The sequence below is a fragment of the Streptomyces yokosukanensis genome, from assembly GCF_001514035.1.
Lineage (GTDB): Bacteria > Actinomycetota > Actinomycetes > Streptomycetales > Streptomycetaceae > Streptomyces > Streptomyces yokosukanensis.
Map to the genome: position 1 here is coordinate 444,263 of NZ_KQ948209.1, position 11,298 is coordinate 455,560.

Sequence of the window (11,298 nt, forward strand, 5' to 3'; positions counted from 1 at the left end):
GGTACAGGGAACATTGCTGGCCCTGTCTGTGAAAGCGAGCACCACGGGGGTGGACACCTGGGATTTCACGGAATGTGAACCTGGTGAACGCTCTCTTAACGCGCGCTGCTCGCTCCGTTCGCGCCGAGCCAACTTGCCAACTTGCCGCCGTGGGCGACCGCGCGCAGGCGCCGTTCCGCCGCGTCGCGCACCGGATCGGTCGCGACGACGAGCAGCTCGTCGCCTCGGCGCAGCACGGTCGTGGGGAGCGGAACGAACGATTTTTCATCGCGGACGACAAGGGTGACGGCGGCTCCTGGCGGCAGGCGCAGCTCATTGACCTCCACCCCGTGCATCCGGGAGCCCTCGGGGATCGAGATGGACAGCAGATGCCCGCGCAGCCGCTCCAGGGGCGCCGACTCGATGCCGAGGTCGGACGCCTCGCCCTGCTCGCCCAGGCGCAGCTTGCGCGCGAGCCAGGGCAGGGTCGGCCCCTGGACGAGGGTGTAGACCACGACCAGCACGAAGACGATGTTGAAGATGCGATGACTGCCGCTGACGCCGTTCACCATGGGGATGGTGGCCAGGATGATGGGCACGGCGCCGCGCAGTCCCGCCCACGACATCAGCGTCTGCTCCTGCCACGGCACACGGAACGGCGCCAGGCTGAGCATCACGCTCAGCGGGCGGGCCACCATGGTCAGGACCAGCCCGATGACCAGAGCCGGCCAGATGTCGTCGCCCAGCTCATGCGGAGTGACGAGCAGGCCGAGCAGGACGAACATGCCGATCTGGGCGATCCAGCCGAGCCCCTCGGCGAAGCCGCGCGTGGCCGGCCAGTGCGGGAGCTTGGCGTTGCCGAGCATCATCGAGGCCAGGTAGACGGCCAGGAAGCCGCTGCCGTGCGCCAGGGCGCCGGCGGCGTACGCCGTGACGGCGATAGCCATGACCGCGATCGGGTAGAGGCCGGACGCGGGCAGGGCCACGTGCCTGAGCCCCCAGGAGCCGATCCAGCCGACCGCGAGCCCTATGGCGGCGCCGATGGCCAGCTCCAGAGCAATCTCGCCCAGCAGGACGTACCAGTGCTCGACCGGGCCCGCCGTGGAGAAGGCGACGACCAGGATGACCACCGGGGCGTCGTTGAAGCCGGACTCCGCCTCCAGCGTGCCCGTCACGCGCGCGGGGAGGGGAACTCTGCGCAGTACCGAGAAGACCGCCGCCGCGTCCGTCGAGGACACCACCGCGCCGATGATGAGCGCCTGCCGCCACTCCAGCCCGATCAGATAGTGCGCGCCGGCCGCGGTGACACCCACGCTGAGGGCGACGCCGAAGGTCGCCAGGACCGAGGCCGACGGCAGGGCTGGCCTGATCTCCTTCCACTTCGTGCCGAGACCGCCCTCGGCGAGGATCACGACCAGGGCCGCGTACCCCATGACCTGGGTCACTGCGGCGCTGTTGAAGTGGATCCCGCCGATGCCGTCCTGGCCCATGAGGATGCCGATCGCCAGGTAGACGAGCAGGCTGGGGAGCCCGCTGCGGGAGGAGATCCGAACGGCCGCGACGGCGACGAGCAGGACCACGGAGCAGACGAGCAAGAGCTGGTTGAGATGGTGAACAGTCAGCGGCGGTTCCCTTCCTTGGCCCGCGCTCCGGGGGCGCGAGCTCACGTACACAAGACCCGAGGCTGCGGCGCACCGCACCCAAGTACTTCGTTACTTTACCTAACTCTTGACGCTTTCTTGACGCTTATAGAGTCAAGATCGAACGCCCGTACGCGCTTGTTCCCGACTCCGCGTCAAGCGGCACAGGGCCCTGCGCCTATGGTTGCTCCAGCGCTCATTCAAAGTCACAGCCCGACCTGCCGCTCGCGTTAGGACAGCAAGGACAGCGATGCCCCCCAACACCACCGCCACAACGGGTGACAAGCCCGCCAAGTCCGGCAGGAAGAAGGGGCGCAAAGCCCGACTGATCGTGCTGGTGCTGGTACTGGCCATCATCGGAGGCATCGCCTACGGGGCGTACTGGTCGATCAGCACCGTCCGCGCCTCCTTCCCGCAGACCAAGGGAACGATCACGCTCGAAGGCCTGTCCGGGCCGGTCGACGTCAAGCGGGACGGCAACGGCATTCCGCAGATCTACGCGTCCTCCGACGAGGACCTGTTCATGGCGCAGGGCTACGTCCAGGCGCAGGACCGGTTCTACGAGATGGACGTGCGCCGGCACATGACGTCCGGGCGCTTGTCGGAGATGTTCGGCAAGGGCCAGGTCAAGAACGACGAGTTCCTGCGCACCCTCGGCTGGGACCGGGTCGCCAAGCAGGAGTACGACACCAAGCTGTCGGCCTCCACGAAGAAGTACCTCCAGGCGTACGCCAAGGGTGTCAACGCCTACCTCCAGGGCAAGGACGGCAAGGACATCTCCCTGGAGTACGCCGCTCTGAGCTTCAGCAACGACTACAAGCCGGAGAAGTGGACCCCCGTCGACTCCGTCTCCTGGCTGAAGGCGATGGCCTGGGACCTGCGCGGCAACATGCAGGACGAGATCGACCGCGCCCTGATGACCAGCCGGCTCGGCCCGCAGCAGATCCAGGACCTGTACCCGGAGTACCCGTACAGCCGTAACAAGCCGATCGTGCAGGAAGGCCAGTACAGCGAGCTGACCAAGTCCTTCCAACAGGGCGGCGGCACCGGCGCCTCTCAGGGCGCCGGCATCACCGGCACGTCCGGTACGACCGGCGGCGCCACGGGCTCTGCAGGCGCCTCTGGGGGCACGACGGGCGCGACTGGCTCCTCCACCTCCTCCGCGACCGGATCGTCGCTCACGAGCCAGCTGGCGGGTCTCAACAAGGTTCTGGACAACGTCCCGACCGCCGTCGGCGTGAACGGCCAGGGCATCGGCTCCAACTCGTGGGTCGTGTCCGGGAAGTACACGATCACCAAGAAGCCGCTGCTCGCCAACGACCCACACCTGTCGGCGTCACTGCCGTCCGTCTGGTACCAGATGGGCCTGCACTGCCGCAGCGTCTCCAGTAAGTGCCAGTACGACGTGACCGGCTACACCTTTGCCGGAATGCCCGGTGTGATCATCGGTCACAACGCCAACATTGCCTGGGGCATGACCAACTCCGGGGTGGACGTCACCGACCTCTACCTGGAGAAGGTGAGCGCGAACGGCTACCTGTACGACGGCAAGGTCCGGCCGTTCAAGACCCGCGAGGAGACCATCAAGGTCGCCGGCGGCGCCTCCAAGACGATCGTCGTGCGCCAGACCCAGGACGGGATGCCACTGCTGTCCGACCGTGACGACGAACTCGTCCAGGTCGGCAAGAAGGCTGCGGTCAACACCGCCGCGCCCGACCGCGGTGACGGCTACGGCATCGCCCTGAGGTGGACCGCGCTCGACCCGGGCACCTCCATGGACGCCATCTTCGCCATCGACAGGGCGGCGGACTGGAATGACTTCCGGCAGGCTGCCGCCCTGTTCGACGTGCCGTCGCAGAACCTGATCTACGCCGACACCGACGACCACATCGGCTACACCCTGCCCGGCAAGATCCCCACACGCTCCTCCGTCGACGACGGCTCCATCCCGGCCCCCGGCTGGGACTCGAAGTACCGCTGGACCGGCTTCATCAAGCAGAACGAGCTGCCCTACGAGTTCGACCCCAAGCGCGGCTACATCGTCACCGCCAACCAGGCCGTGGTCGACAAGGCCAAGTACCCGTACACGCTCACCACCGACTGGGGCTACGGCACGCGCAGCCAGCGCATCACCGACCTGATCGAGTCCAAGATCAAGAACGGTGGCAAGATCTCCACCGACGACATGCGGCAGATGCAGCTGGACAACAGCAGCGAGATCGCCAAGCTCCTGGTGCCCAAGCTGCTGAAGATCAACCTCGACGACAAGAACGTGCGCGAGGCGCAGAAGCTGCTTGAGGGTTGGGACTACACCCAGGACGCCGACTCCGCGGCGGCCGCCTACTTCAACGCCGTCTGGCGCAATGTTCTCAAGCTCGCCTTCGGCAACAAGCTCCCCAAGGAATTGCGCGTCAAGGGACAGTGCCTGTCGGTCGACAAGATCGACAGCACCGGCCCGGTCGACGACGACGCCAAGGTGCGCGAGTGCGGCCAGCGTGATGCCGACCAGGCGCAGCCGGACGGCGGGGACCGCTGGTTCGAGGTCGTGCGCACCCTGATGGACAAGCCGAACAGCGACTGGTGGAAGACGCCGAAGTCGGGGACCCGTCCCGCGGCGAACAACATGGACCAGCTGTTCGCACGCGCCATGATCGACGCCCGCTGGGAGCTGACCGCCAAGCTCGGCAAGGACATCGACACCTGGAGCTGGGGCCGGCTGCACCGCCTGTTCCTGAAGAACCAGACGCTCGGCACCGACGGCCCCAAGGCGCTGCAGTACATCCTCAACCGCGGCCCCTGGAAGCTCAGCGGCGGCGAGGCCACGGTGAACGCGACGGGTTGGAACGCAGCCGGCGGCTACGGCGTCGTCTGGGTGCCGTCCATGCGGATGGTCGTCAACCTGGCCGATCTCGACAAGTCCAAGTGGATCAACCTGACCGGCGCCTCCGGGCACGCCTTCAGCGCGCACTACACGGACCAGACGAACCTGTGGGCCAAGGGTGAGCTGCTGCCCTGGTCGTTCTCGGACAAGGCGGTCGACGAAAGTACGAGCGACTCACTCGTCCTCAAGCCGTGAGCCGCTGACAACACGGCACGGAAAGCGGCCCTCCACGCGCACGCGTGGAGGGCCGCTTCGTTGTATGGGGCAGCGCAGTATCAGGCAGCGACGTGCTGGTGGTGGGCACGCAGTGTCGCCCACCGGAGCGTGGGGCATCCGTTCAAGCGCTCGGGAAGCGGCGCACGCCCGAGGGCGTCACCACCGCGTGCACCGGTTTGTCATGCGCCTCCGCCGGGACGCGCGCGACAATCTCCGTGTCGTACAGCAGCACCACGAGCCAGGGGTGTGCGCCCGCATGCTCCAGGCGAGCCAGCACGCGGTCGTACGACCCTCCGCCGCGCCCCAGGCGCATCCCGCGCGCGTCGACCGCGAGCCCGGGCAGTAGGACGACGTCCGCGCCCGTCACGGCGTCCGGGCCGAGGCGTGCGCCGGGCGGTTCGAAAAGCGCTATCTTCCCGCGGTGTTGGACCCGTGCGAGAGAGTGCGAGCCCGCGTACTCGCCCCAATCCAGGTCGTTGTCAGGCAGGAGCGCGGGGAGCAGGACCCGTACGCCCCGCGCGCACAGCGCGTCCAGTAGCGCTCGCGTGCCGGGCTCGCTCCCCACGGAGACATACGCCGCCACCGTGCGCGCATGCGCCAGCTCGGGCAGCTCCAGGGCTCGCTCCGCCAGCGCGCGGCCCGTCTCGTCGACGTCATCGTCCGTCAACCTGTTCCTCACCGAGAGGAGCTCCCGGCGCAACATTCGCTTGTCAGGCTCGCTCGCGCGTCCGTCGTGTACCACTGGTCGTTCTCGCGCCCTTCTTGAAAGCAGTCATAAAGGGTCAACCAACCGGAGCCATAGTTTCTCTACAAAGGCACCGGATAAGGTTGCGGGCATGACTCAGTCGCACCCCAGGATCAGCAAGGCTGTCATTCCCGCGGCCGGCCTCGGCACCCGGTTCCTGCCGGCTACCAAGGCCACTCCCAAGGAGATGCTGCCGGTCGTCGACAAGCCGGCGATCCAGTACGTGGTCGAGGAGGCCGTGTCGGCGGGGCTCGACGATGTCCTCATGGTCACCGGACGCAACAAGCGTCCCCTTGAGGACCACTTCGACCGCAACTACGAGCTCGAGTCGGCGCTCGGGAAGAAGGGCGACGCCGCACGGCTCGCGAAGGTGCAGGAGTCCAGCGACCTGGCGACCATGCACTACGTGCGCCAGGGCGACCCCAAGGGTCTCGGACACGCCGTGCTGTGCGCCGCCCCGCACGTCGGTCACGAGCCTTTCGCGGTACTCCTGGGTGACGACCTGATCGACCCGCGCGACCCGCTCCTCCAGCGCATGATCGAGGTCCAGGAGCAGCACGGCGGCAGCGTGATCGCCCTCATGGAGGTCGCGCCCGAGCAGATCCACCTCTACGGCTGCGCGGCCGTGGAGAAGACCGGCGACACCGATGTCGTGAAGGTGACCGGACTGGTCGAGAAGCCGGATCCGGCGGACGCCCCGTCGAGCTACGCGGTCATCGGGCGCTACGTTCTGGACCCGCACATTTTCGACATACTCCGTAAGACCGAGCCGGGCCGCGGCGGCGAGATCCAGCTCACCGACGCTCTGCAGCAGCTCGCGACGGACGAGAAGGTCGGCGGACCGGTGCACGGCGTCGTCTTCAAGGGCCGCCGCTATGACACCGGCGACCGCGGCGACTATCTGCGTGCCATTGTCAGACTCGCGTGCGAACGTGAAGACCTGGGCCCGGACTTCCGGACCTGGCTTCGCAGTTACGTAGCCGAGGAGATGCAGCAATCTTGAGCAGCGCCGCGACCCGCCCCGCCGGCCCGGACCACTTGTGGTCGGTGGACGAGCACCTGGAGGACATCCTCGAGACCGTCCGCCCCCTCGAACCCATCGAGCTGCAACTGCTCGACGCCCAGGGCTGCATCCTCGTCGATGACGTCACGGTGCCGGTGTCCCTGCCGCCGTTCGACAACAGCTCCATGGATGGGTACGCGGTGCGGGTCGCGGACGTCGCGGGCGCCAGTGAGGAGTTCCCGGCCGTCCTGGAGGTCGTGGGCGACGTCGCGGCGGGCGCGGTCGACCCGGTCCGAGTCGGCCCCGGCCAGGCCGCCCGCATCATGACCGGTGCCCCGCTGCCCCCCGGCGCCGAGGCCGTGGTCCCCGTCGAGTGGACCGACGGCGGGCTCGGCGAGGGGCCTGTGAGCGGCATGCGGGCTCGCAGTCTGGCCCCCGAGGGCGCCGAGGGGCAGGTGCGCGTGCACCGCCCGGCCGAGGCACGCGCGCACGTGCGCGCCAAGGGCAGCGACGTCAAGGCCGGCGACCGCGCCTTGGAGGCCGGCACGATCCTCGGCCCGCCGCAGATCGCGCTGCTGGCCGCGATCGGCCGTGGCACAGTACGCGTGCGCCCGCGCCCGCGCGTGGTCGTCCTGTCCACGGGCAGCGAACTCGTCCAGCCCGGCGAGGAACTGGCCCACGGCCAGATCTACGACTCCAACAGCTTCGCCCTCACCGCCGCCGCGCGGGACGCCGGCGCCATCGCCTACCGGGTGGGCGCCGTCGCCGATGACGCCGAGACCCTCCGCGCCACCATCGAGGACCAGCTCATCCGCGCCGACCTGCTGGTGACCACCGGCGGGGTGAGCGTGGGGGCGTACGACGTCGTCAAGGAGGCGCTGTCGTACGCCGGTGACGAGGACGAGGCGGGCAGCGGTGTGGACTTCCGCAAGCTCGCCATGCAGCCCGGCAAGCCCCAGGGCTTCGGCTCCATCGGCCCGGACCACACACCGCTGCTGGCCCTGCCGGGCAACCCGGTGTCGTCGTACGTCTCCTTCGAGCTGTTCGCCCGTCCCGCCATCCGTGCCCTGATGGGCCTCACGGACGTGAACCGGCCCCGGGCCCTGGCCGCCCTGAAGGCGGACAAGGCGCTGCGCTCCCCCAAGGGGCGCCGGCAGTTCCTGCGTGGGGTGTACGGCGACGGCGAGGTGACGCCCGTCGGCGGCTCCGGCTCGCATCTGATCGCGGCGCTGGCACACGCCGACGCGCTGATCGTCCTCCCCGAGGACGTGGAGTCCGTCGAGCCCGGCGCCGAGGTGGAGGTCGTGCTGCTCGGCTGAGGCACGCACGCACGCGTGCGTGTGCGGCGGGTCCCACGGGGTCCTGAGCCGGTGCCTGCGCGGACATGGCGGTACCGTGTCGCGCACAACAGGCCCGCGCACCGCACTGTGACGGGCCCGGACCGGGAGCGGCGCACACCATGAGTACGCAGGACGGACTGACACACATCGACGAGGCGGGCGCGGCTCGTATGGTCGACGTATCCGGGAAGGACGTGACCGCGCGCACCGCCCGTGCCAGCGGGCGCGTCCTCGTCTCGCCCCGTGTGGTCGAGCTGCTGCGCGGCGAGGGGGTGCCCAAGGGGGACGCCCTCGCCACCGCGCGTATCGCCGGCATCATGGGTGCCAAGCGCACTCCGGACCTGATCCCGCTGTGCCACCCGTTGTCGGTGTCCGGTGTGAAACTGGATCTGTCGGTTGCGGACGATGCCGTGGAGATCCAGGCCACCGTGAAGACGACGGACCGTACGGGCGTCGAGATGGAGGCCCTCACCGCTGTGACGGTCGCCGCGCTCACCGTGATCGACATGGTCAAGGCGGTCGACAAGGGAGCGGTCATCACAGACGTGCGGGTGGAAGAGAAGACGGGCGGCAAGTCGGGCGACTGGAGCCGGGCATGACCTACCGCGCGCTGGTGGTCACCGCCTCCAACAGGGCTGCCGCGGGTGTCTACGAGGACAAGGGCGGCCCGCTGATCGCCGACGGCCTGAAGGGCTTCGGTTTCGACGTGGACGGCCCCGAGGTCGTGCCGGACGGGAATCCGGTGGAGGCGGCACTGCGTGCAGGAGTCGACGCCGGGTACGACGTCATCGTCACCACCGGTGGCACCGGGATCTCGCCCACCGACCGTACGCCGGAGGCGACCTGTGCGGTGATCGACCGCGAGGTGCCGGGCATTGCGGAGGCCATCCGGGCCTTCGGGCGCGGGAAGGTGCCGACCGCGGCCCTCTCGCGAGGCCTGGCCGGAGTGGCCGGGCGGACCCTGATCGTCAATCTGCCGGGCTCCACGGGCGGGGTGAAGGACGGTCTCGCCGTGCTCGAGCCCTTGCTGGTCCATGCCGTCGACCAGATCCGCGGCGGCGACCACCCCAGACCCAGTAGTGGGGGTGCGAGCTGAACAGCCCATCATGGCCGGTCGCGCTGGTGGACGGCGATGTCGTCCTCCGGCCGATAAGGCTGCGCGACCAACGGGCCTGGCGCGAGGTGAACCGGCGTAACCGGGACTGGCTGCGCCCCTGGGAGGCGACCATTCCGCCACCCACGCCGAGCGGGCCGATCGCGCACCGCCCGACCTATCGCCAGATGGTCCGGCACTTGCGTTCCGAGGCCAACGCGGGCCGGATGCTGCCGTTCGTCATCGAGCACGAGGGCCGACTTGTCGGGCAGTTGACGGTCGCCGGCATCACCTGGGGTTCGATGTGCTCGGGGCACATCGGCTACTGGGTGGACGAGGCGGTGGCCGGGCGCGGGGTGATGCCGACGGCCGTGGCGCTCGTCGTGGATCACTGTTTCCACACCGTCGGACTGCACCGCATCGAGGTATGCATTCGTCCCGAGAACCGGCCGAGCCGCCGGGTCGTGGAGAAACTCGGATTCCGCGAGGAGGGGCTGCGGCCGCGCTATCTGCACATCGACGGGGCCTGGCGCGACCATCTGGTGTTCGCGCTCACTGCGGAAGAGGTGCCCGACGGGTTGCTCGCGCGGTGGAAGCGGGCACGCTCTCAGGCGGAGCGGCGCACCGGGCGCCCGACCGGTGGAGAGGGCGCGGGTGGTGCTGCGGGGGCGCCGGGCGCACCCGACCCGGCGCGCAATCCCCAGAACACGCCGGGGAATCCCGCCTAGCCCTCAGAAATTGAATACATGTTCGAAATTGGTCGAGTGTCGACCGTCTCGGGGCATTGAAATTCGCGGCCGTGGCGGCTCGCTGATCGCATCGATCGCAAAAAATGCTGGAAATATCAGCCAGATCGTGCGACACACCGGCCCAATTGGCGGATGGCCTCACGCAAACCCCTCTACGGTGTGAGACGTGAGCAGCAGCGGCCTCATCTACGCAGTCATTGTCGGGGCCTGGGCCGCCTACTTGGTGCCGATGTGGCTCCGTAGGCAGGACGAGCTGAACGAGGCCCGTCCGACGGAACGCTTCAGCACCGCCATCCGGCTGCTGTCCGGTAAGGCGGGAATGGAGCGCCGGTACGCCAAGGACCTGCGGGCGCGCTCCACCCAGGAGGGGGAGCCGGAATCCGGCGATCCGGACGCCGTCACCGACTCGGTGGACGTCCGAGCCTTTGCCATGCCTCCGACCCGCCGGCAGGTGCACGCCGACGACCAAGTCGGGGCGCCGAGGAGGACGGAACCGGCACGCGAACAGGCCGCCGTACCGGCGCCCAAGTCCGCGCCCGCGCCCAGTTCCGCGCCTCCACCCGGCTCGGCGCCTACATCCGGCCCGGTGCCCGCATCCGGCTCCGCGCCCGCGCCGAAGCAGGTGTCGCCCGCACGGCGTGCCTCCTCGGCACAGGCGGCGGCAGCGCGCGCTCGGCGCTCGAAGGTGCTCGCGCGCCGCAGGCGCACGACTGTGATGCTCTTCATCGGCTTCACGCTGGGCGCTGTAGCCGCCGCCATCGGCGGACTTACGTTGCTGTGGGTGCCCGCAGTACCGGCCGTGCTGCTCAGCGCGTACATCGCGTACCTGCGCTCCCAGGAACGCCGTCGCTTCGCCTACCAGATGGACCGTCGGCGTGCCGAGGTCGCAGCGCAGAGGTTGCGGGAGCGACAGCCGCGTCGGCGTGCGTCCCTCGACGCGGGCCCTGGCGCGGACGAATCGGAGGAGGCGTCGGACGCCCACACGGACACCGGTCTCTCCGCGCTCGCCGCGGACCGGCGCGCGCTGGTCGAGCAGACGGATCACGCCGAGTGGGTCGATCAGCAGCGCGAGCGGCAGCGGCGGCCCGGCGGGGACAGCTGGGACCCGGTGCCGGTGCCGCTGCCGACGTACGTGACCGCGCCGGTCGCGCCGCGTGCCACGTCCGATGTGGATCTGGGGGCGCCTGACACCTGGAGTTCGGCGCGCTCCAGCTCGGTCGCGCCGGAGCGCGGGTCGAGCCGGGCGCCGCAGGCCGGGGCGGACGAGAAGGCGCCCGCGGCCGGGGGCAAGCGGGAGGACGGCCGCGGTGACGCGCTGCCCAACGCGCGGAGCCGCTCGCGCGGAGGAGCCCCTGGTGCCGCCGCGGCGCGCCGGGCGCGTGAGCGTGGACGCACGCCCCTCTTCGATCAGTACGAGGACGGCGACCGCCCGCGCGCGGCCAACGAGTGACCTCGCCTCCCTTGCCGGGGCGCCCCGAGCTGTGAGCGCCCCTCCGGAAACCCGCGCTGTGACCAGTGAGGGAGCGGATTTCCAAGCACCCCGATCGGGATGCTAAAGTTTCACTCGTTGCAAGGGCCTGTGGCGCAGTCCGGTAGCGCACCTCGTTCGCATCGAGGGGGCCAGGGGTTCAAATCCCCTCAGGTCCACGCAC

9 protein-coding genes and 1 tRNA gene are annotated in these 11,298 nt (G+C 69.4%); 8 read left to right on the forward strand and 2 right to left on the reverse strand.

Features of this window, described 5'->3' with window-relative positions; genetic code table 11:
- Positions 1-95: 95 nt before the first annotated feature.
- Complete coding sequence (locus AQI95_RS11900) at positions 96-1,652, reverse strand: potassium/proton antiporter (RefSeq protein WP_067121186.1); 1,557 nt, start codon at positions 1,650-1,652, stop codon at positions 96-98.
- Positions 1,653-1,869: 217 nt separating this feature from the next.
- On the opposite strand from AQI95_RS11900, the gene AQI95_RS11905 reads away from it, so the two are divergent.
- Positions 1,870-4,695, forward strand: a complete 2,826-nt coding sequence (locus AQI95_RS11905) for a penicillin acylase family protein (RefSeq protein ID WP_067121188.1) — start codon at positions 1,870-1,872, stop codon at positions 4,693-4,695.
- A gap of 142 nt (positions 4,696-4,837) precedes the next feature.
- Here the strand turns inward: AQI95_RS11905 and AQI95_RS11910 are convergent, their stop codons facing one another.
- A complete protein-coding gene (locus AQI95_RS11910; RefSeq protein ID WP_079071210.1) occupies positions 4,838-5,419 on the reverse strand; it encodes a 5-formyltetrahydrofolate cyclo-ligase in 582 nt (193 codons plus the stop codon).
- Between the two features lie 133 nt (positions 5,420-5,552).
- On the opposite strand from AQI95_RS11910, the gene galU reads away from it, so the two are divergent.
- The 7 genes from galU to AQI95_RS11945 all read left to right on the forward strand — a co-directional run bounded on the left by galU (position 5,553) and on the right by AQI95_RS11945 (position 11,293).
- Complete coding sequence (galU, locus tag AQI95_RS11915; RefSeq protein ID WP_067121190.1) at positions 5,553-6,464, forward strand: UTP--glucose-1-phosphate uridylyltransferase GalU; 912 nt, start codon at positions 5,553-5,555, stop codon at positions 6,462-6,464.
- Positions 6,461-7,783 (forward strand): molybdotransferase-like divisome protein Glp, encoded by a 1,323-nt coding sequence (gene glp, locus AQI95_RS11920; protein ID WP_067121192.1) that lies wholly within the window; start codon positions 6,461-6,463, stop codon positions 7,781-7,783. Before galU ends, glp begins: the two co-directional genes overlap by 4 nt.
- A 140-nt stretch (positions 7,784-7,923) precedes the next feature.
- Positions 7,924-8,403, forward strand: coding sequence for a cyclic pyranopterin monophosphate synthase MoaC (gene moaC, locus AQI95_RS11925; protein ID WP_067121194.1), 480 nt, complete (start codon positions 7,924-7,926; stop codon positions 8,401-8,403).
- The gene (locus tag AQI95_RS11930; protein WP_067121196.1) at positions 8,400-8,900 is read left to right on the forward strand and encodes a MogA/MoaB family molybdenum cofactor biosynthesis protein; all 501 of its coding nucleotides are present in this window, start codon (positions 8,400-8,402) and stop codon (positions 8,898-8,900) included. The genes moaC and AQI95_RS11930 overlap by 4 nt, the downstream gene beginning before the upstream one ends.
- 26 nt (positions 8,901-8,926) lie before the next feature.
- Positions 8,927-9,625: a GNAT family N-acetyltransferase gene (locus tag AQI95_RS11935; protein ID WP_244188711.1), complete on the forward strand. Its 699-nt coding sequence runs from the start codon at positions 8,927-8,929 to the stop codon at positions 9,623-9,625.
- A gap of 187 nt (positions 9,626-9,812) precedes the next feature.
- Positions 9,813-11,096 carry a divisome protein SepX/GlpR gene (gene sepX, locus AQI95_RS11940; protein ID WP_208614145.1) on the forward strand — a complete coding sequence of 428 codons (1,284 nt, stop codon included), beginning with the start codon at positions 9,813-9,815 and terminating at the stop codon, positions 11,094-11,096.
- Positions 11,097-11,219: 123 nt separating this feature from the next.
- Positions 11,220-11,293, forward strand: a tRNA-Ala gene (locus tag AQI95_RS11945).
- Positions 11,294-11,298: the final 5 nt, after the last annotated feature.

Coding starts and splice junctions, on each gene's coding strand:
- AQI95_RS11905 (WP_067121188.1), top strand. CDS start 1,870: ATGCCCCCCAACACCACCGCCACAACGGGTGACAAGCCCGCCAAGTCC.
- AQI95_RS11910 (WP_079071210.1), bottom strand. CDS start 5,419: ATGTTGCGCCGGGAGCTCCTCTCGGTGAGGAACAGGTTGACGGACGAT.
- galU (WP_067121190.1), top strand. CDS start 5,553: ATGACTCAGTCGCACCCCAGGATCAGCAAGGCTGTCATTCCCGCGGCC.
- moaC (WP_067121194.1), top strand. CDS start 7,924: ATGAGTACGCAGGACGGACTGACACACATCGACGAGGCGGGCGCGGCT.
- AQI95_RS11930 (WP_067121196.1), top strand. CDS start 8,400: ATGACCTACCGCGCGCTGGTGGTCACCGCCTCCAACAGGGCTGCCGCG.